Origin of the sequence: Paenibacillus rhizophilus (assembly GCF_003854965.1) — a bacterium.
GTDB classification, from domain to species: Bacteria; Bacillota; Bacilli; order Paenibacillales; family Paenibacillaceae; genus Paenibacillus_AQ; species Paenibacillus_AQ rhizophilus.
Genome location: NZ_RQPI01000008.1, coordinates 106463 through 128661, shown reverse-complemented (window position 1 = coordinate 128661; position 22199 = coordinate 106463). Strand labels below are relative to the sequence as shown.

Sequence of the window (22199 nt, the reverse complement as noted above, 5' to 3'; positions counted from 1 at the left end):
ATTAATTTCTCCCTTCAAATATGCTACTCCATAGTGAGCGACACACAGCACTCCACATGGCTCGTCTGAGGAAACATATCGACAGGCTGGACCCACTGGATGACATAGCCGCCGTCCAGCAGCACCTTGCAGTCCTTCGCAAGAGTCGAAGGGTTGCAGGAGACATAGACGAACCGGTTCGGCTTGGTGCGCAGCACCGCCTCCAGGAACCGGGGGTCAAGTCCCGTCCGGGGCGGGTCGGCGACGATGACGTCCGGGGTCAGGCCGGCCTTGGCCCAGCGCGGAAGCAGCTCTTCTGCGGCTCCGGTATGGAAGCTGACGTTGGCGCGGCCGTTGCGTGCCGCATTCTGCTTCGCATCCTCCACCGCTTCCGGGATCGTCTCGATGCCGCGCACTTCTTTGGCATACGGCGCAAGCCATAGCCCGATCGTGCCGGTGCCGCAGTAGGCGTCCACCACCGTCTCCCTGCCGGTCAGTCCGGCAGCCGCGCGCACCGATTCGTACAGCTTGACCGTCTGCTGCGGATTCAGCTGGAAGAAGGCGCGCGGGGACAGCGAGAATTCCAAATCGCCCAGCGATTCCTCCATCGTATCTTCGCCCCACAGGGTAGTCGTCTGCTCTCCGAAGATGAGCGGGGTCTTCTTCGGATTGACATTCAGGGCGATGCCGGTTACCTCCGGCAGCGTTAAGCGAAGAAGGCGGATCAGATCGTCCTGGCGGGGCAGTCTGGCGCTGGCCGCGACAAGCGTCACCTGGAGATGGCCGGACTGAAAGCCGTGCCGGACCACGATGGTCCGCACGCCGTCTTTGGCGCCGTTCTCCTTATGCAGCGGAATCCGCAGCTCTTCCAGCACGGACTTTACTTTTTCCACCGCGCTGTTGACCTTGGGATGCTGGATAGGACAGCCGCTGATGTCGACAATCTCGTGGCTGCCCGCCTCGTACAGACCGGCGATGACTTCGTTTCCCTTCCGTTTCAGCTGAAGCTGGGCCTTGTTGCGGTAATCCCAGGGATGCTCCATTCCGAGCATCGGTTTGATTTTGACTTCTTCCAGACCGGCATAGCGGGAGAACGCCTCGCGAACCAGCTCCGTCTTGGCCCGCAGCTGGCCTTCGTAGGAGATATGCTGAATCTGGCAGCCGCCGCAGATTCCGAATACCGGGCAAGGAGGTTCGATCCGGTCAGGCGATCTCTTCTCCACCTCCAGCAACTGCGCCTTGATGAACTTCGGCTGAAGCTGAGTTACCTCGGCTTTCACAACTTCATCCGGCAGCGCGCCGTCAATAAACACGGCCTTGCGCCGGTAATATCCGATGCCTTCACCGTTAATGCCGAGCCGTTTGACCGTCACAACGATACGATCCCCGGGGCGAAGCTCCTCGGCATGCCCCCGTCCCGTGGCTGCAGCTGGCCGGGAATCCCCTGCCTGCTTCCCGCCGGCAAATAGCTTGTCCGGACGCTGCCGCCGGCCTCGCTCTTCCTGTGCTTTCCCCGTTACGGCACGGCCTCTATCACTTCTCATGCGGTCTTTACCGGACCCGGCGCGCACGCCCCCCGGCTGTTCCTTATATGATGATGTTCCCTTGGAGGGACGCTTGTGTTCATTCATGAAGGTTCTCCATCCTCTTCGCTTTTTCGTGTCCACTATACCATGATGCTTGAAGGAAAGCCATCGCCAAGACGGGCCCCGTATGCAGAAAGAAACGGCTGCGCCTCTTCCCTAGAACGGCAGCCGTTTCCCGAATACTCTATTTCATATTTTTCACTGTTCGAACCATTCCCTTGCCTTCTCGCGGTGTTCGTCTTTCACATGCATGCTGATGCTTTTATAAGCCGCCCAGAACGCGGCCGCGTCGTCCGTGAATCCCAATACGGCGATGAAGTCCGGAATGATATCAACCGGAAGAACAATGTAGGCAAGCGCTCCGATCGCCGTAAGCTTGGCCGTAATCGGAGTCTGCCGGTCCATTGCGCAATAGTACATGGCAACTGCCTCATTAGCAAAGGGGATTTTCGCCGCATTCTTTTTTATCTTCTGCAAAAAGCCTTTCTTCACATACTCCTCTTGCTTGGCGTTGCCGCCAATCTTGGAGATCCAACGGCCGGTATCCGGCGTAGCCTTCGCGGAAGTCTCCAAAGCGGTTTCCGAACCGGAAGCAATCTCCGCAATGGATGATGACGGCGGCAGAGCTGCGCTGCCGAAGCTGCGCTTGCACGCCCCGCATAGGGCCTCCCCGAACCGATCCGTCTCCACATTATTCAACTGCCCGCAGTATGGACATTCCAATGTCTTGATCATGGCGCAACAGATGCTCCTTTCCAAAGGTTGAATCGCGCGCCTTCCGCAGCCATCCAGCATCCGGATTCACGCGCTCACTATCTATCACCCGGAAATCGCGCCGCTGATTCCTCATCCCAGGATTTGCAGGATTTGAATGTCTCTGTTCCGGCTTAAATCAAGCAGGGCATCTTCAATCTTAACCAGAGGATGCAAGTCGTCGAAAGAGTTAATGTGAACCACTTCAGCCAAACGGCCGTCCGACAGCATCACTTTCTTACCCATCATGGCATGGATGAATTTATCCAGAAGAAGCGAGACAATTTCCGGATTCAGCTCTCCGAACGAGCCTTGACGCATCAGGGTTACGACTTTGTAAAAAGGCATGGAATCCTGATACGGCCGCTTGGACGAAATCGCGTGGAACACATCCGCAACCGCTACGATCTGGCTCAAAAAATCAATTTCCCCTTTTTTCAAATGCAAGGGATATCCGCTGCCGTCTAACCGTTCATGATGCTGCAAAGCGACTAGCATTGCACGCGGACTTAACCCGACTGTTCCTTTGAGTATTTCGTATCCGTATATGGTATGCCGCTTCATTTCATCAAACTCATCTTCCGTCAGCTTTCCCGGCTTCAATAGAATCTCTTGCGGAATACGAATCTTGCCAATATCGTGAATGGTGGCCGCCAGCGACAGCAGCGCAAGTTCCGATTCCTCCAGATTCAGCCACTGTCCGATCATTGTGGATAGCACACCTACGCCGATGTTATGCTGATGCGTGTATTCATCCTTGGCTTTGACGGACTCGAACAGTTCAAATAAATTGGGATGTCTGGAGATTTGGCGTACAACGGGGATAAGCTGGTTCTTGATTTCGATTAGGGGCACCTTGCGGTCGAAATGAAGCCGGTCAAACAAATATTTGGAATAATGAGCAGCCTCTTGGATCAACTTTGAAGGAGACTCAAGCGTATCCTCCTCTTTTACAGCTTGTACGACGACATCGAAGGGGTTGATCTCATGCTGCTGAAGTAAACGGAGAGTAGCCGGATTGAGGACCGAGTCGGCAGGCACCAACACCGCGCCATTTTTGTTCACAATGTCAAATTTCACTTTTTTACCCGACAAATGTTCGAAAGACATCTTCATCAACTCCGTTTTCTGCCAAACGCGTACAAGTAACATTGACACCGAAGGCCTGACTTGCTGGGCAGTAGATTCTTGGAACTATTATGCATTCGTTTATAAAAATCCAAGTTAAGGAAATGAAGCATCCTTCTTTACGATACAGGTAAATCTCGTGCCTGCCAATACGTTTTTGGAAAAAGTACGGAATTACTGCTTACCGCATTCACTTGCGGGAACCCTTCTGAAATACAATCGAATAGTACGTATCTGTCCAGATGTCCTCATGGACCCTTTCCGCACCACAGGCATCCAAATAAAGCTTCATCTTCTCAAGGGGGACACGGTGGCCCGGCTTGCCGTCTTCCCGGGGATGCAGCCACTCCACGACAAGTCCTCTGCCATCGGGCTTCAGGACCCGGCACATTTCCCGTATCCCTTCTTCGGGGGACTGCAAAATATGCAAAAGAAGCGACGCAATAGCCACATCGACCGAGCCATCCGCCAGCGGAAGATGCTCCGCCGAGCCTTCGGCTACCTCAACATTGGCTTTTTCCAAATCACGGGCCCGGCCGCGCAGCACATCGAGCATCACAGGCGAAGAATCTACCGCATACACGCGTCCCTTCGTCCGCCCTGCGGCGGGAAAGGTAAAATAGCCTCCACCCGCGCCAATATCCAGCACATCGTCATCGTTCCCTACCCCGGCAAGGTCAAGCAGCCGCTCCGGAGGCAATCCGCTTAACCGCTCCTGCGATTCCAGCCGCTTAAGTCCCTCAAGTTCCTTATTGTGATCTTCCATGGCGCTCCTTTCACTTCATTTCTTCAATTGAAGATTTTGAACATGTTCCGCTCTGGCTTTGGGATTTGTAATATTAATCGCATTCACTTTAGCATGAATATCGTTAATAGCTGAATCGGCATCTCATCGTAAATGAAATCATCGAAATATATTTGGCCGCTATAAATTCGCCTAAATGAGATTCAAGCGCCTTGATGTGTCCGTAATTTTGCATTAGAGGATTATACATTTTATAACGGTTGCTGACGCTCCAATATTTATCTTTGCGCCCGCCCTTGATTTCACCGTTATAATTCTTGGTTTCGATGACAAATAATCCGTACGGCGAAAAGCCGCTCCCCAAGGCGGGAAGCGGCTGCTTGCTGATCATAGCTTTTCTTTTGTAGAAGTGCTGATATTCCAGATGTTACTTCACTTTATTGTATACCCGGTAGAGGATTTGTGCTGTTTCCGCTCTGGTAGCAGTACCGGCAGGGTTCAAGCCCGAACCGCTTCCTTGTACGATCCCGGCATTAATCATAGCGGCTACCGCATCCTTAGCGTAGGAAGCTACCTTGGATTTATCCCGAAACCGGCTAAGATCGGTTTCAGTTCCCGACAGTTTCAGCTTGCCGTTTACCTCCAGGGCACGCATTAGCAGCACCATCAGATCCTGTCTTGAAATAGCCTCTTTAGGATTAAACTTTCCTCCGCCCACACCGGCGGCGATGCCAAGCTGCCGTACAATGCCCGCAGCTTCATAATAATAATCGGTAGCGCGAACATCGCTGAAGTTGGAACTGAAATCGGCCTTCAGATCAAGCATCCGGACCAGCAGCACCATGAAGTCGGCTCTTGTCATGTTTTTGCCCGGCTCAAAGGTTGTATCCGAAGTTCCCTTAAAGATACCTTTCTCCGTTAGCGTATCAATAGCTTCCTTGGCCCAATCGTATTTACTGCCCACGTCATTGAATGGAACAGCCGTTGGAGGAACAGTCGGCGCCGGAGTTGCGCTCGGAGTCGGTGTTGGCGTAGGCGTCGGAGCAGGCGAGGCAGTTGCCGGTGTTTGGGTCGGCACCGGTGCCTCCGAGACTTTGCCGGCCGTGAAGCCCCAAATGTCGGAGCGGGCCGAACCGCTGTATGCGTCTTGAGCGACTGCATACCATTGGTAGTAGCCTCCCGCCTTTAAGCCTTCCCAATGAATGCTCGCGTTATTGCCGCTGGCTACGCCAGTCTTTTCGTCAATCTGTTCGCCGGTATACACCTTCACACCGAAATAGTCGGTGGCTACCCGTTTCTTCATCGGCTGAAGGTTCACATCCAGATCGAATTCATCCTTGCCCGGATGTTCACCGGGTTCATAGAAATTATAATCGTCCAGATAAGGCGAGTAGGTCTTCACATGAATCTTGTTGTTCTTGACATCGAACTGCAGCAGACGGATATAGCCGAGACCGCCCTTTTCGGCTCCTTGATAGTCGGCCAGCATTTGGTACACCTTGCGGTCCGCCACGCCGTCTCCGTTATCATCAATCGAATCGACCAGTTCTTCGGCGTCGTGATAATGCCCGCTCAGCACGGCGATGACATTCGGGTTAGGCACAACGACACGCTCATAAATCTTGTCCGCAATCGGAGCGCGGTTCCCGGATACAAGCAGATACTCGTGAAAATTCAGAATCGCCTTGCGGTCCGGGAATTTTTTTACAACCTCATCCACCCATTGAATGTCTTCGTCGCGGATATCCCAGCCCATATAGACCACTACAAAGTCGTTGCCGCCCGCCGAAATCAGGTCGTAGTGGCCCCTGTTATTGAGATAGGAACCGCCAAAGGTAGGCTGGCTCTTGAAGCGCTGATTCCCAAAGTATTGGTAAAATTTAGTGTAATCGGAATTCTGATGCGAGACATCATGGTTGCCTGCAAGCACGCCGTAAGGAACTTTGGCATCCTCCAAAACCTTCATATCCTTGTCGGCTTCCTGCCATTGATATTCCTTATCGGCCTCGTCGACGACGTCTCCGGTATGGATGACATATTTGATGTTCATATCATCTTTATGGTCCACAATCCACTTCACATTGCCTTCATATATTTCCGGATAGCTTTCCGAATAATACTGCGTATCCGACATCCAGACAAAGCTGAAATCGTAAGGGTCCTGGCTAACCGGAATTTGGTCCTGAACAATGACATGAATCATTCCGTCAACGGCATAGTCGCCTGCCTTCACTTCCGCGGTTAACGCGAAATCCTCATTCCCGGCAACCCTTCCGTCCAGCTTGTTCCACACCTTCGATACCGGGCTCCAGGAATACATGCTGACCTGGCGTCCCTCGAGCGATTTACCCTGCCAATCAATTACCACCGAATCCGTGGCTTTGACGGAAGGATCAAGCTTTATCTCAAACCGGTGATACGGGAATTTCCCGTCCGAATCATTGTTGAGATATTGCCCGTCGGCGGAGGCGATCTGGCTGTACTCTTCCTGCGTAAAGGCCTGCTCGCCTTCCGGCTTCAGCATCCCTGGAGGCTCCACCTCCGATGCGTTCTTATAAGCCGTGAATCCGGCTTGATGCGAAGCATCGAAGAGATAGCCTTTATAGAAGCTCACCTTCATTGGATCGCCCGTCGGGTCCTGGACCTTAACCGTCAGGTCGCCTGCGGCGCCGGACTGCTCACTCACAGGAAATACAAGCTCCGGCTTCAGCGGATTTTCATTGGGTACATTGAAGGTAATGTTCTTGTCCGCGGCATTGCCGATCTTGTCGGTCGCCTTGATGGTCAAGGTGTGATTGCCCGGTTTAAGCTTGGAAGAAGACGTTGTATAAGGCAGTTCGATCTTCTCCCCGTCCAGAGCCGCTTCCGTGGATTCAACGCCCGCGAGGGCATCCGTGATTTCGGCATTCAGCGTAAATTCGCCGCGATACGTTTTACCGTCCTCGACAGTCGCAACAATGGCGGGAGCTGTATTATCCACCGTAAGTTCAACGGCCTTTTGTCCATATTCGGCGCTCTGCACGGCTACTTGATGCGGACCATCCGGCAGCTTGGTCGTATCCCAGTCATAGGCTTTGGATTTGAGCTGTTCATCCGGCAGATTGAAATGGAAATCAACAACCGGGAATCTCCCTGCGCTGTCTCCCATTTTGATTTCTTTAACCGGATTCGCGTATCCCGGATCATAAACAACCGTTCCATCCGCAAACACAAGCCGGATATTCTTCACGGTAAAATCATCCTTATTCTCTTCCGGACGATCATCGAAAGGCGAGGATTTCGTTCCCGCACGGACCGAGATCACATTGTCGCCCGCCTTCAGCCGGGTGTCGGCAATCGGCACGGAGAGTGTTGTATAGGCGTTGATCGGGTCCATGAACGTATATAAAATTTCATCGCCGATCGTTACGCCGTTCTTGAAATAATAGTTGACCGAATTGGCGTCAAAAGCAAAGAACGCGTCCTTCTCTGCTGCATGATACGTTCCGCTTGTCAGCGGCTTGCCGTCGATGTCAAGCCGCAGGGTGTCCGGCCCGGCCTGCTCCGCCGTTCCCTTGACCGTCTTGGTTCCGCGGATCAAATCGCCGTCCTTGATATTGAGCCGAAGCGCGCTCCGGTCCGGTCCGCCGGTGATATTTATTTTATAAATATCCGAGGTGACCTCATGTGTGCCGTCCGATACCACGTAATAGTATTGCACGGAGGACTTGCCGATCAAGTCCGGAGAATAGAGGGTAAAATGATACATCGTGTCATTGTAATCCACGTACAGGTAGCGGCTGGAATATTCGCTCTGCTGGTCCGATTTATAATAGAGCTTCACCGATTTGACGCTTTGATTATCCCCGGCGTCGCCCACGATCGCAAGGTTCTGAGACTGATCGATGCTGCTCGTTCCCGTCATATCCGTAATCATCGGCGGCTCGTTGTCATCCGGTACCGATACCGGGACTTGAGGCACTTGAGCCGGATTAACGCTGCCCGGGGACGCGTATTCCGTTCCGGAACTCAATTTAATCATGTTCGTGCTGCTGTTGGCCGGATACTTATACTGAATCCCCTTGTTGTCGGGCGTTTCATTGGTCAAAGCCCCGTCGTAGTACGCTACGGAAATATCCGCATGCGTGTTGGTGCCGATCGCTACACCGCGCTTGGAGCCATTGGCCATACCGTCCGAATAGATTTTATAGATATCCTGATCTTCTGTCAGATTGGTATGGAAATTCGCGTTGAAGTCAGCGACCGTCTTGCTTCCATTTCCATTGTTAATGACCCAAAAGACAAGCGTCTTGCCCGGGCCAATCATCATCTCTTCCCGGTCGGTCCGCCAGACGAGATCCGCATCCGGTCCCGAGTCCGTGTACCGGTAATAAATTTTGTAATCCTTCAGATTGATGGTCTTGTCCGTATTGTTATAAATTTCGATAAATTCGTACCCGTCCGCGCCGTTGACATTGGTCGTATTTGGAGTCAGCTCGGTGACCAGCAGCGGAGGCACCTTGGCCGGATCGAAGTCGAGTACTTTAACCTGGGCGGTGTAGACTTCGGTCTTCTTCGTTACCCATCCGTCGTTAGCCTCCATATAATACTGCAGCTTGTCCTCCATCAGCCGTTCCTTCGAAATCGAAGCCTCAAAAGCAAAATTATCGTTCGCCGATCTCTCCGCGTTAATGCTCATCGGCAGCCGGGTATACGAAGCCTCGGAGTCCAGCTTGTAGTATACGGCCGCGGTTACGTTCGACGGGTCGCCGTATACATTGGCTGTCACACCGGCCGTAAGCTTCAGATCGATGTCATCAATAGCTTCAGTAACGGGGACGTGCTGAATGGCAAGTTCAGAAGCGGAATCATCGGATGTGCGTTCCGGCATAAATTGGCTTTCAACCATTCCCGGGGTCGCCACATGCAGTCCGGCCGCATAATCGCCTGTCGTCACCATCTGCATAGCCGCACTTCCGCCCATCGGATATTCATAAAAAATTCCTTTGTCCGGCTTGGTCTGATCATCATTCTGATAAGACGCCGAAACGACGACCTTCCCGCTGCTGTCTTTAAGAAAAAAATCCCGCACAGCGCTGTTGTGCATGCCCCCTCCGCCCGATACACGGAACAGGTTTCCTCCTTCAACCAGCGAGGTGCCGTAATTGCCGTTAAAATCGGCGGCGGTAAGCCCCGTATTTACGCTGTTCATCACCCATAACACAACTGATTGTTTGGATGGGATTACCGGATTGTCGGCCAATGAAGTCAACGACCAAACCGCATCCACATCTGAGCTGCTCGAATTTAGATAGTGGTAATCCAGACTGTAATCCTTCAGCGAAACCGGCCGGCTTGAATTATTGTAGACTTCAACGAATTCATAAGCGTCGGAACCTGCAACGTTCGAACTGTCCGGCACCAGCTCCGTGATCAACAGCTTGGGAACTTTCGTATAATCGAACCCTTCCCCCAACGCGTTGGCACTCGCCTTGCCCGCACCGTATGGTGCCAGCAATCCAGACAGCAAGCCGGCAATAGACGCATGTAACGCCAGCTTTTTAAGTATTTTCTTTTTCAATGGCTTCGCACTCTCCGTTCTCTATATTAATCTTGATAGTATTTCAATGATGAACTGCCCAACAAATGCCCACCTTTTACCAAACACTAATTATTAAAGTACCAATACACTGTAAAAACTCTATTATTTCTATATCATCAGATTGTAAATTTAATGGACAACTAACAATTCCCATAAATTACCTCTCCCGTTTTTATGGGCTTTTAACATTATTCCGACACACAAATAACATAGCCTGTTCAGAATGGTAACTATTCGGATTTCTTTTCAGCGGTGCGACAATCTGCCAACAAATTAGGCTGGATCATTATTACACAAGGGAGAGATGAGTTTGAGTACAGTTAAAAAGGGTTTGATCTTCTCCGCTCTGGCGGCCATGCTGGTGTTCAGCGGATGCTCCACTAAAGGACAGGCATCGCCGGTGGAGAACGGCAGTGAGAACGGTGCCAAAATTTCCGGGAAGCTCTCCTTCTATACTTCACAGCCTGAAGAGGATGCGACCAAACTCGCGGCTGCGTTCAATAAGAAGTATCCGGATGTCAATGTCGCGATCTATCGTTCGGGCACCGAGGAAGTGATGGCCAAGCTCCAAGCGGAGAAGCAGGCCGGCCAGATTCAGGCGGATGTGCTGCTGCTCGCTGATTCGGTCACCTTCGAAAACTTGAAGAGACAGAATCTCCTGCAGGCGTACAAATCTCCGGAACTTGGGCAAATTCCTGCCGAACTGTCGGACCCGGACGGGATGTATGCGGGTACGAAGGTCATGGCGACCGTGCTTGCAACCAACACCGGGAAGGTGAAAACTGCCCCTGCCTCGTGGAAAGTGTTGACGGAATCAGCAGCCAAGGATGCCGGAATTATGCCCAGTCCGCTTTATTCGGGGGCGGCAGCCTATAACATCGGCGTATTCAGCCGTACTGACGGCTTCGGATGGAATTTCCTGCAGGCCGTAAAGGATAACGGCATGGCCGTCATTAAGGGCAACGGAGCGGTGATGAAGGCGGTGGCGAGCGGTGAAAAATCTTACGGTATGGTCGTCGACTACATGGTTGCCCGTGAAAAAGCCAAAGGCTCGCCTGTGGAGCTGACTTATCCGGAGGAGGGTGTGCCGATTATTACCGAGCCGATTGGCATTCTGAAGGATGCGCAAAATACTCCGGCAGCTCAGGCATTTGTCGATTTCGTCCTCTCCGAGGACGGCCAGAAGCTTGCCGCAGAGATCGGATATTCTCCAATCCGCAAGGGGATTTCCGCACCGGAAGGGCTAAAAAGCATTTCGGAGATGAAGATCATTTCCGGGGACCTCGCCAAGCTGACCGATGAACGCGAAGCGGACAAACAGAAATTCATTGACGTGTTCGGCAAATAAATGATTGGAGCCTACTGAGATGAGCGAAGTAAGACCGCATTCCATTTCCATACCGCAAAACGGAAAGGATCGAAAGATCCTTTCTCCGTTTTTCCGAAGGTTCCGGGGAAGCAGAGCCGCAGGGCTGCTGGGAATGCTGGCGGTTCTGCTTCTCTTTATATTCCCGGTTATCAAATTAATATTGCTCAGCTTCCAGAGCGATTCGGGCTTTACGCTGGCGCATTACCGCGAACTGATGCATCAGGAACGTTTTTGGACCACGCTTCGCAATACCGGCACCGTAGTTGCAGGGTCTACTTCGCTTTCTCTGCTGCTCGGAACCGTGTTCGCCTGGGTGGTCGCCTATACGGATATCGGCCGAAAAAGAATGCTGCATCTGGCCATTTTACTGTGCTTTATTTTGCCTTCTTATGTACTGACCCTATCGTGGTCTTCATTAATGGGACCGCAGGGCTGGGCGACCAAGCTTCTTCAATGGGTTAATCCCGGACTGGCTCCATGGAGCATGTACAGCATGGGCGGGATTATTTTCGTTATGGGGATTCATCACTTCCCGCTGGTCTATATGTTTACGCTGGAAGTGTTCAGGAAAATCCCGCGTGATCTGGAATGGGCGGCCAGAGCCGGAGGTTCGGGAGCATTCAGAACGTTTTGCCGGATAACGCTGCCTTTGGCGCTGCCGGGTCTGACCGCCGGCGGTCTTCTGGTCTTCCTTGCATCGCTGGACAACTTCGGTATACCGGCTTTTCTGGGAACTCCAGTGAATATTTCCGTCCTCAGCACACTGATTTATGAAGAAATCATCGGATTCGGGCCATCGGCATTCGCTAGAGGCGCTTGCCTTTCCGTACTGCTTGGGGCAGCCGCGGTGCTGGGAAGTTTGATTCAATGGATGCTGCTCCGTAAAAACCATGTGTCGGATACGGTTCAACCGGACTTTGTCCCGCGCTACACGCTGGGAAGATTCGGCAAGGCGGTATCCGCCGCATTGTGGATATTTTTGCTGCTGATTACGGTTGTGCCCTTATCCTCAATGATAACCATGTCGTTAAAGAGAGCCTACGGCCTCGGCCTGACGGCTTCCAATATAACCTTCGACAACTACCGTTACGTTCTGTTTGAGAATCCGCAGGTGTGGATGGCCATCCGGAACAGTCTTGTACTCTCACTCGTTACCATGCTGGTCTGTCTCGTTGCCGGCTCCTTATTCGCCTATCTTCGTGTCCGCAAGCCGTCTGGCCTGAATAAAGCAGTGGAAATTGCCGCTTCCGTTCCCTACACTCTGCCGGGCATCGTATTCGCTCTGTCGATGATTCTCGTCTGGATGGAGCCTATACCCGGATGGAATCCCGGCATCTACGGCACCATGTCGATCTTGTTCATTGCTTATATCTGCAGGTTCCTCATTCTGCAAATCCGTTCGGGGGTATCCGCATTTATGCAGATTGATTCTTCCATAGAGGAGGCGGCCCGCGTATCCGGAGCGGGCATCCGGCGGAGATGGATAGCAATACTGCTTCCGCTCGTACTGCCGGGTTTACTGACCGGAGGAATCCTCGTCTTTCTTACGGCGCTTACGGAGCTAACGGTATCGGCGCTGCTGTACGCATCCGGCTCACAGACGATTGGTGTAACGATTTTCAGTTTTGAGCAGGCAGGGGATACCCTTTATTCTACCGCGTTGTCCAGTCTGATCGTCGCGCTCATCGGGGCGGGGGGAGCTGTACTGCTGCTCATCCACAAATGGACATCGCGCCCAGGAGGGCAATCACATGAGTATTGAACTAAATGCAGTCTGCAAATCGTTCGGCAGCTTCGAAGCGGTTCGTTCCATCGATCTCACCATTGGCGAAGGCGAGTTTGTGGCGATTCTCGGGCCTTCCGGCTGCGGAAAAACAACACTCCTGCGCATGCTGGCCGGATTTGAGCAGCCTACCTCCGGGCAAATCCTCATCGATGGACGCGTTGTTGCCGGCAGCGGTGTCATGATGCCACCGGAGAAACGGAGAGTCGGCATGGTCTTTCAATCCTTCGCCTTATGGCCTCATATGAACGTAGCCGAGCATATCCGGTTTCCGATTCGCGCGCATAAAGAAACGCCCGCGCATATTAAACGAAATGAGCGGGAACGCGTAGAGCAGGTGCTTGATCTCGCTGGTCTTGCCCCGCTTGCTTCCCGCATGCCGCATGAGCTGTCTGGCGGACAGAAGCAGCGGGTTTCCATTGCGCGAGCCATTGCTTCAGAGCCTTCGCTGCTGCTCATGGACGAACCGCTCAGCAGCCTGGATGCCATGCTCCGCATGGACATGCGCCGTGAAATACAGCATGTTCACCGCCGGACCTCTTCATCGATTGTTTATGTAACCCATGACCAGGGAGAGGCATTGGCTATGGCGGACCGCATTATCGTCATGAAGGATGGAAAGATTGAGCAGGCCGGCACCCCGTCTGAGGTTTATTTGCATCCGCAGACCATTTTTGTCGCCAAATTTGTTTCGAAAGCCAATCTGGTCAAAGGCCGCTGGATCAACAACCGGTTTATTCCGGAAAATAGCATCAATACCTCCTGGTCGGGTGAAGGGGCGGGCAGCAGCTTTAAGCTCAATCGGATCTATCCGGTCCGGCCCGATCAATTTCTTATTTCACAGGAAAGCCAAGCCGGAATAATCGGAGAAATCGTAAATATTCAGTTCCAAGGCCGTGAGTTTCAATATCATATCCGCAGCGGCTCCGATCATCTGGAGGTTATTTCCTCCCTGCCGTTCCGGTTATACGATAAGGTAACTTTAAGTCTCAAACAGCAAGTCGGGTGAGCTGAATCGGCAAGACGTAAAGGTGGCAGCAGCGCTTCATAGTAAATGTTCGCCGAAGGATATCATTGATCGCCAAAGCAAAGAACCCGGACACTGGCTGTCCGGGTTCTTTCATTTTAAGAATTTCTTTCAACTTGCCTCTTGAGCGCTTACATTCTTCATAACATACAACTTTTTACCGGATAATGTAAAGATTGAAATCAAGGTGAAGATGAGCGCAATAGAACCAAGTAACAAGTATGCGCTTTTAAATCCAACCGTATCATACATATTCCCTGCGATGGTCGACAGGAAGATCGCTCCTATCTGTTTCGTGAACTGGAAGCCGATCAGATAGATCGTCGCGGACAATCTCACATCGAAATTCGCCGAGATGTACTTGAAGATGGCCACCAGCAGAATCGGAACTTCAAAGGCATGCATTAATTTCACCAAGCTGATGGCGACCGCTCCGTCCGCCAGACTTGATCCCACCATCCGTAAGGACATAATGAAGCCGGCGTAGAGCAGTGCGTTTTTCGCTCCGATTTTGTTGATAACAAACGGCGCCAGAATCATTACAATCGCTTCCAAAAAGATTTGGAAGGTGACGAGATTGCCAAAAACCTGTGTTCCCTTCTCCGGCGTGGAGAAGAAATGGGTAAAGTAAACGGCAAATTGCTGATCGTAAACATCGTAAACGCATCCAACTCCAAGAACATACAGCATAAGCATCCAGAACTTTCTATTCTTAAAAAGAGCTATCGTTGAGCCTTTAGGAGGAGCCGTTGCTTTCTCCGTATCAACGGCTTGGGACTCGGCTTTCCCCATCTTGGCGAAGGAGAACACAACGGCCAGCAGCAGCGCCATCCCTGTACCGATCCAGAAGACGAGATCCGGGTTGGTATTAAACAAATGCCCTGTCACAAAGGTGCTTGCCGCGGCGCCAATGTTCCCGAATACTCTGACCCGTCCGTACTCAAACCCGTTCAAATGACTGACTCTTTCAATATAGGCTTCGATTGCGCCGACGCCGCCATTGAAAATTGCTCCCAGGTAAGCGCCGCCAATTACAGCCGCCAGAATGATATTCGTCTTAAGCAAAGCCGGAAATAAGTAAACAAAGAACGGTCCAATGAACACCAGCAGTCCAATAAACAGCCAAAGCAGGCTCTTTTTGAGTCCCAGCTTATCCGACACGATTCCGAAAAAAGGCTGGAAGCACATCGCCGCGATCGATATAGCCGAAAAGATAATCCCCGTCTTGGTGGAGTTGAGACCTCCCTCTTGTGTCAGCCATAACGACAAAAACATGGTACAAGCAGCCCAAATGAAGAAGTAAAGCATAAAGAATACCCCAAAAATCCAATAATTTCTGTTAAGCGTTCTCAATTAAATCTCCTCCTTAACTTGCTTTGTTTCCGTACCTGGTAAAACGCTTTCTTAAAGTTAACTAGTTAATAGTCGAATAATTTACTAAAACGAGTATACCAAAGATAACGCATACATTCAATAGAATAATTGGATTTTTCCCATTTTCTATTAAATTGTTATATTATTTTTGACAATTAAGCGAATAATCACGAAAACGAACAACTTCATCGCTTATTTTACCGATTTATTAACTAAATAACCAGATTTATAGATAGTTAAACGGCCTCTCCTCTAAAGGAAAGGCCGCTTCTTAATTTTCGTAATTCGATTTTACACTTCGGTAAAATGCCAAACATAACTATGGAAATCCCGCTCAGCCTCCGTGGGAATACTCAACCCGACATAAGCAAGCTCGTCTCCGCCGTATACCTGATCCGTCCCGGTTAACCGGTATGTCTTGGTCACATCGATTCCGTTCAACTTCAAGTATTTTAACGGGGCCGCGGGTTCGGCCACAACATTGAAGAAGAAGGCCATGACTTCTTTCTTCTCTTTGTCCGCAAACAGCCATGCGGTTTCATTGCCCTCAAACGGGCTGAGCAGGCGGTAGAAATCGCCGAATTGAATCAGGCTTCGGATCTCCTTGTACTTGGCTACCTGCTGTTTGACCGTCTCTTTTTCCTCATCGGTCAGTTTGGTCAAATCCAGCTCATAGCCCAAATTCCCGGACATCGCCACATCGCCCCGCATCTCCATCGAAGTAATCCGGTGAACCTGGTGATTCGGAACCGCGGAGACATGGGAGCCCATTGTAATAATCGGGTACACGAGACTTGTGCCGTACTGGATTTTTAAACGGGAAACGGCGTCTGTGTTATCGCTTGTCCACGTCTGCGGCATGTAGTAGAGAATACCGGGATCGAATCTTCCACCCCCGCCGGAGCAGCTTTCAAACAGCACTTCTGGAAAAGAGGAGGTGATCGCATCCATAACTTTGTACAGTCCAAGCATATAGCGATGCGCCGTTTCTCTCTGTCTGTCCGCCGGCAGGGATGCGGAGCCGATCTCCGTCATATGACGGTTCATATCCCACTTCACATAAGACACCGGAACCGTCTCCAGAATCGCGCTTACCCTCTTGGTAATTTCTTCACATACATCTTCCCGGGAAAAATCAAGAATGAGCTGATTGCGGCTCTCGGACCGGGGACGGCTGGGCACATGCAGACACCAATCCGGATGCTCACGGTATAAATCGCTGTCCACCGAGATCATTTCAGGCTCGAACCAAAGCCCGAACTGCAGCCCCATTTCATTTACCCGTTCCGCCAGATGGTCCAGCCCGTCCGGCAGCTTGTCACGGTCCACGAACCAGTCGCCTAGCGAGGACTTGTCGCCATTTCTTTTTTCAAACCAGCCGTCGTCAAGAACAAACAGCTCGATCCCGAGTTCCTTTCCGACGCTTGCAATATCCAGTATTTTATCCGCATTGAAATCGAAATAAGTCGCTTCCCAGTTGTTAACCAGCACAGGCCGTTCTTTGTCGCGGTAGCTTCCTCTCGTGAGCCGGGTCCGATATAAATCATGGAAGGTTCTCGACATCCCCCCAAGGCCCTCCGATGAGTAGACCATAACCGCCTCGGGCGCCTGGAATTCTTCGCCGGGGTCAAGCTTCCAGTTGAAGTCGAAGGGATTGATCCCCATCGTCACTCTGGTATTGCGGAATTGATCCACTTCGGCCTGGGCCAGGAAATTTCCGCTGTACACAAAGTTAAAAGCATAGACCTCGCCGGAGGTTTCATTCGCGCCTTGTCTCAGCAGGGCAATAAACGGGTTGTGCTGGTGGCTGCTGGCGCCTCTTGTGCTTTCAATGGACTGGATTCCGTGTCTGAGCGGCTGTCTTGCGATATGCCTTTCTTTCACGTGGGCCCCATACAGATGAAGGAAATCGAAGTCGGCATCCTGAAAATCTACGCTTAAGCTTAAGGCTCTCAGCAGCTTCAGGGACTCGGACCCTTTATTCGCGAAGCGAACGGATCTGGTAATGACATTGAACTGTTCAAACACGGTGTAGCTTAACAGCACCTGCAATCCGGATACTTGATCTTCCAAGACAATTTCAAGCGTTTCCGCTTCCTGATCATCCTCGGTGTAAACGGCGGGAAGGCCTTCCAGCCCCTGTTTTCCTTTAAAAATAGTATGCGACCGGTAGCGCAAATCGGAAACTGTCGATCCGTTCTCCAACTGAACCTGATAGGCGGGCTTGCGGTAATCGGTATTTCCGTACTGGGGATACTCCTGCGGAAGCGTATCGAGCGAGAAAGCACGGTCTTCTTTGTAGGGATTTCCGGAAAAACCCCGATCAAGCAGCTGAATCCGGTTGGAATGATGATATTCGGCAATTTTCCTTCCCCAATACAGGTGCAGCAGGTATTCATCACGAACAATGCCGATAACATAGCTGGTATCTTTGGCTTGCAAATGAAAAAGTCGGTTCTCTGCATCAAAAAGTACTCCCATTGAAAAGATCACTCCTACTAGATTGTTATAATAATGGCCCGCTGCTTTCTCTCACAACGAGTTCGGTCGGTAAAATGACTTTGAGCGGCAGCTCCCTGCCGTTCTTCATCCGGTCAACCAAAAGCTTGACTGCGGTCCTTCCCATCTCTTCCGTGTGGACTTTAACCGTAGACAGCGTTGGATTCAAAAAGGCGGAAGCCACGATATCGTCAAAGCTGAAAATGGAAATATCGCCGGGAACCTTTAGGCCCGCCTCATGCAGCGCCTTCATGGCGCCAATCGCCATGGGATCGCTGGCAATCACAACCGCGCTCGGAAAGGATTTTTGGCCGATCAGCCGTTTCATCAGGGTATATCCGCTCATTGGTCCGAATTCCCCTACCAGAACATTGTCCTCTTCAAAAAGCCCCTTCTCTTTCATCATTCTCTCATAGGTTTTCAGCCGGATATCATCTTTCTCAATCGTTCTTCCGTTATGGATGCTCCGGATTAAACCCTTTCCGCCGATGTACGCAATTTGACTGTGACCGTTACTAAACAGGTGGTCCAAAATCTTACGGGTTGCGGTTTCAAAATCGGAAATCACGACATCCACATTCACTTCCTCGGGTAAAAAATCAACAAAAACAATGTTAGGGTTGTGGCTGTATACGCCCTGAAGTTCCTCGCTGTTCACATCACCCAGAACGATAAGGCCATCAAGCTGGGCCATGCTGTCGGAGGAAAAATTACTTTTGCCGATATTGAACACCGAGGCGATTTTCACCGAATATTCATCGCATGCGCTCTCGGCGCCTTGTCTGATGGACATGAAATAAGGATCTATGGCTTCATCATTTGTCAAAACAAGGCCTACGTTGTAGGAGTCTTTGTCCTGAACCGCTTTGGTCCTCTTTCTTCTTCCGGGCTTATAGTTTAATTCATTTACCACTTCCAGAACTCTTTTCCTCGTTTCACCGGAAACTGAAAGGGAAGGATCATTGTTCAATATTCTGGATACTGTGGCCGTTGAGACATTGGCGAACTCGGCTACATCCTTAATCCTTGTCATCCTGCTCATCACCCCCACTGATTTAACCAACAATTTTACTTAACAACTAGTAAACTTTTATGGTAACAATATATCAAAGAAATCGTTTTCATGCAATAATTTATCCAAAAAAGGTGAAGCCTTCGCAAGTCCCGAATGCTTCACCCAAGTCGGAATGGCCTCCGGCCGTAGCTTATACCCTCCGGTAGCAATAAACCGGGTGGCGTAAAGCGTCGTGACATATCGGCCCCGGCTGTCCTCCACCCATACGGCGAACTGGTTGGACGCGATTCCGTCCTGACGGACGAAAGGAAATGAAATTCCCAGCGTCCGGGACGCCGCTCCCGGCTGCTTGATGCCGCCAGATCGCTCCCGCCGCAAGCCGTCGCGAGCGGCACAAGAAAAAGCGCCGTCGCTAGCAGCACGGGACCCTGTATTCTTTTCATGACCAAGACTCCTTTTTCGAAAGATAGCCTGCAAAATAGCCCCACAAAGTGAGGTCTATGCTTCGATGCTTATTCCCTTTTGCCGTCGAAATCCTCTTTCAGCTTGTCCACGTCCAGGGCCGCCCGAATGTGCAGAATATGCTCTCTCATCGCTTGATAGGCGGCTTCGCTGTCCCGCTGCTCAATAGCACTGACAATGCTGCCGTGATAAGCAACGGATTCCTCAATGTGAAGCGGGTTCACCGTGTATTTTTCGGCAAAAATATGACGGCTCTGCCCTGCGTGGCGAACGGTATCGATGATTTGCAGAAAGAAATTGTTATGAGCGGCGGCGGCGATTCCCAAATGAACCTCGTTGTCGCATTCCAGAACGGTTGCGATATCCGCCTCTTTCTCCGAATACCGACGCACCGTTTCTTCATGCCTGCGCATAGCCTCTTTGATTGTGCTTAAATCCTCGTCGGTACGGTTCACGGCGGCCAGCCTGGCCGCATCGGCCTCCAGAAGAACCCTCGCTTCAAAAATTTCCTCGATCAGGGAACGGTCAAACAAGCGGTACGTCCGGATGATCTTACCGATTGCACCGGGATTATACTCGCTGACGAACGTGCCTTCTCCCTGGCGGGCTTCCAGAATTCCCAGCGTCGACAACGCCGAAATCGCTTCGCGCAGCGGAACCCGGCTAACGCCAAGCCGTTCCGACAACTCGCGCTCATTCGTCAGCTTATCGCCGGACTTCAACTCACCGCGCTCAATTCTTTCCAAAATATGCTGAATCACGTATTCTCTGATGTTCTGTTTCTCCGCCGGCGGCATAGGGTCGCTCCTCCGCATACAAAATGGTTATACCAATACTGGTATAACCATTTTAACAACGCTCTATGGGAGAGGTCAAGGAAGGAGAGGATCTTCAGACATACCATTTTTGGTATGTATCCTATGATTAATATTCATTTTATTTATGTTAGATTTTGTTGTATTATCGGAACAGACATCAAACGACAATGCTTATTCCACCCAGATAGGGTGACTCGGAAAGGGATTTCCAGAAGGAGGAAGAAACATGAGTTTGATAATGGTAGATCAAGACAAATGTGCGAAATGCGGGGTTTGCATAAACGAGTGTCCGGAACAGGCATTGAAGCTTGGAGAAAATGGTCCGGAAGAAGTTTATCCGCAGAACTGTATTGCCTGCGGCCATTGCGTGGCCGTCTGTCCCAAAGAAGCTATTGATAATAAAAGAACACCGCTTGCTAATCAAACGAGTTCAAAAAAGCTGCCAAAATTAAGCCCCGAGGAGGCGGAAAACTTCCTTCGTTCCAGACGTTCCATCCGGTCTTACAGAAACGCTCCCGTTCCAAGAGAAAAGCTGATACAGCTTGTTAATATCGCTCATTATGCCCCTACCGGAAGCAATTTGCAGGGCGTCTCCTACATAATAATTGACAATAAGGATATCATTGACCGGGCTGTTGCAATGGCAGTTGAAGGATTGGAAAGTGATGCCGAGCTCAGTCGAGGACGGGATAACTTTTTCAAGCCTTATCATGAGAAAGGTATCGACACGATTTTACGGGGAGCCCCCGCTCTTGTTCTGGCCATTGCCGATAAGAACTTCCCGAGAGGCAGAGAAAACTCTATTCTTTCCTTGGCCTATTTGGAGCTGTATGCGCCAACGCTTGGATTAGGTTCATGTTGGGCCGGAATATTTGAGAAGATTGCGCTCAAGGATCATTCCCCCATGCTGAAATTATTCAATATTCCCGAAGGGAAGAAAATAACAGGCGCCGTTATGGTAGGCAGCCCGAAGTATCGCTATCCAAGATTTGTGGATAGAAACCCGCTCAACGTCAGTTTTTATGAATCCGATACGGAGACAATCCACTAGTTCAGTTGCAGGGAGATACTCTATTCCTCTTCCCGTATCTTCTTGTAGTAAGCGGCGGGCGAAAGCCCTGCATATTTCTTGAATACTTTGCTGAAATAATAGATGTCTGCAAAGCCGACGAGATAGGCGATTTCACCGATGCTTAAGTGCGTGGCCTGTAGCAGCTCTTGAGCCTGGTCGATTCTTACCTTGTTGATATAATGGGTGATCGAGTGGCCGGTCAGCTTGTTGAAGGTCCGGTTCAAGTAATCGAAATTGCATTCGAACAGGGCTTCGATATCCCGGCTCGTGATTTTGCTCTGATAGTGGGTGTGAATGTAGTCGAGCAGCCCGTGAGCCTTGACAATCGCTTTCGTTGTCCTTTTCCGGTTGTTCTGCAGTTCCTCCAGAAGACTCTCGCGCGAGAGCAGGATGAACAGCTCGGACAGCTTCAGCGCGGTCAGGCTCCGGTTATAATTTTTGCGCCGGTACAGCTGCAGCATTTCATTCAAACTGTTGTAGATCTGGGACAGAACCGATTTGTCCGTAAGGGTGAAGTGCTTCGGAAAGCAGCATTTGACGCTCTCTTCGGCGCCTTGATCCTCAAAGATAAATCTTTTGGCAAAAGACTCCGGGTCCTCCACACTAAGAGGCGCTATATCGGGATGCTTAAAATGAATGTAGTAGTAGTCGCATGTATGCTTCTCGAACCCTTCATGATCCAGATTCGGCTCAAGGATCAGCACATCCCCTTTTTTCAAAATATATTCCTTCCCGTCCTCCACCATATGGAGCTCGCCGCTCTTGATCAGATACATAATGTACTCGTTCACGTTGCGCTTGAAATGAATCCACGGACTCTTATAGGAAACGAACCCCATCCATGTAATGCGGGGCACGAGATCGATATTTACGGCCAGCAAGCAGAGCACCCCCATCAGCTTAAATCGTTCCAAAAGTCGCTATTGTACAAAAAGAGTCTAGATTCGCCATCCTCATTCATTCTATCACAGACTATACTGACAAAGGAGTCTCCACCAATCTTAACCG

The 22199-nt window shown here is 50.9% G+C and carries 16 protein-coding genes; 4 read left to right on the top strand and 12 right to left on the bottom strand.

The genetic code is table 11. The features are described from left to right. Positions 1-23: 23 nt before the first annotated feature. The 6 genes from rlmD to EH198_RS15115 form a co-directional block, all read right to left on the bottom strand. A complete protein-coding gene (rlmD, locus tag EH198_RS15140) occupies positions 24-1610 on the bottom strand; it encodes a 23S rRNA (uracil(1939)-C(5))-methyltransferase RlmD (protein ID WP_124696350.1) in 1587 nt (528 codons plus the stop codon). 153 nt (positions 1611-1763) lie between these two features. Next, positions 1764-2300, bottom strand: coding sequence for a YkvA family protein (locus EH198_RS15135; protein ID WP_124696349.1), 537 nt, complete (start codon positions 2298-2300; stop codon positions 1764-1766). Between the two features lie 111 nt (positions 2301-2411). Next, positions 2412-3428, bottom strand: coding sequence for an HD-GYP domain-containing protein (locus tag EH198_RS15130; protein WP_124696348.1), 1017 nt, complete (start codon positions 3426-3428; stop codon positions 2412-2414). A gap of 208 nt (positions 3429-3636) precedes the next feature. Beyond that, positions 3637-4212, bottom strand: coding sequence for a class I SAM-dependent methyltransferase (locus tag EH198_RS15125; protein ID WP_124696347.1), 576 nt, complete (start codon positions 4210-4212; stop codon positions 3637-3639). A gap of 103 nt (positions 4213-4315) precedes the next feature. Next, the gene (locus tag EH198_RS15120; protein WP_246014341.1) at positions 4316-4582 is read right to left on the bottom strand and encodes a nuclease-related domain-containing protein; all 267 of its coding nucleotides are present in this window, start codon (positions 4580-4582) and stop codon (positions 4316-4318) included. 36 nt (positions 4583-4618) lie between these two features. After that, entirely contained in the window at positions 4619-9751 is a 5133-nt protein-coding gene (locus EH198_RS15115) for an S-layer homology domain-containing protein (protein WP_124696346.1), read from the bottom strand. Positions 9752-10082: 331 nt separating this feature from the next. Between EH198_RS15115 and EH198_RS15110 the strand changes: the two genes are divergently transcribed. The 3 genes from EH198_RS15110 to EH198_RS15100 are packed head-to-tail and all read left to right on the top strand — an operon-like array spanning position 10083 to position 13933. After that, positions 10083-11120 (top strand): ABC transporter substrate-binding protein, encoded by a 1038-nt coding sequence (locus EH198_RS15110; RefSeq protein ID WP_425464155.1) that lies wholly within the window; start codon positions 10083-10085, stop codon positions 11118-11120. A 19-nt stretch (positions 11121-11139) separates the two neighbouring features. Further along, positions 11140-12903 (top strand): ABC transporter permease, encoded by a 1764-nt coding sequence (locus EH198_RS15105; RefSeq protein ID WP_124696344.1) that lies wholly within the window; start codon positions 11140-11142, stop codon positions 12901-12903. Next, complete coding sequence (locus tag EH198_RS15100) at positions 12893-13933, top strand: ABC transporter ATP-binding protein (protein ID WP_124696343.1); 1041 nt, start codon at positions 12893-12895, stop codon at positions 13931-13933. Before EH198_RS15105 ends, EH198_RS15100 begins: the two co-directional genes overlap by 11 nt. 129 nt (positions 13934-14062) lie before the next feature. On the opposite strand, the gene EH198_RS15095 is transcribed toward EH198_RS15100, so the two are convergent. From EH198_RS15095 to EH198_RS15075, 5 genes are all read right to left on the bottom strand, one after another. Beyond that, positions 14063-15304: an MFS transporter gene (locus tag EH198_RS15095; protein WP_148091505.1), complete on the bottom strand. Its 1242-nt coding sequence runs from the start codon at positions 15302-15304 to the stop codon at positions 14063-14065. A gap of 312 nt (positions 15305-15616) precedes the next feature. Then, entirely contained in the window at positions 15617-17806 is a 2190-nt protein-coding gene (locus EH198_RS15090; RefSeq protein ID WP_124696342.1) for an alpha-galactosidase, read from the bottom strand. 25 nt (positions 17807-17831) lie between these two features. Then, positions 17832-18857: a LacI family DNA-binding transcriptional regulator gene (locus tag EH198_RS15085; protein ID WP_185702907.1), complete on the bottom strand. Its 1026-nt coding sequence runs from the start codon at positions 18855-18857 to the stop codon at positions 17832-17834. A 57-nt stretch (positions 18858-18914) separates the two neighbouring features. Further along, a complete protein-coding gene (locus EH198_RS15080; RefSeq protein ID WP_221621529.1) occupies positions 18915-19217 on the bottom strand; it encodes a T9SS type B sorting domain-containing protein in 303 nt (100 codons plus the stop codon). Between the two features lie 134 nt (positions 19218-19351). Further along, entirely contained in the window at positions 19352-20098 is a 747-nt protein-coding gene (locus tag EH198_RS15075; RefSeq protein ID WP_221621528.1) for a FadR/GntR family transcriptional regulator, read from the bottom strand. Positions 20099-20345: 247 nt separating this feature from the next. Between EH198_RS15075 and EH198_RS15070 the strand changes: the two genes are divergently transcribed. After that, positions 20346-21170 carry a nitroreductase family protein gene (locus EH198_RS15070; RefSeq protein ID WP_124696339.1) on the top strand — a complete coding sequence of 275 codons (825 nt, stop codon included), beginning with the start codon at positions 20346-20348 and terminating at the stop codon, positions 21168-21170. Between the two features lie 20 nt (positions 21171-21190). On the opposite strand, the gene EH198_RS15065 is transcribed toward EH198_RS15070, so the two are convergent. Continuing rightward, positions 21191-22105: an AraC family transcriptional regulator gene (locus tag EH198_RS15065; RefSeq protein ID WP_342772038.1), complete on the bottom strand. Its 915-nt coding sequence runs from the start codon at positions 22103-22105 to the stop codon at positions 21191-21193. Positions 22106-22199 lie beyond the last annotated feature (94 nt).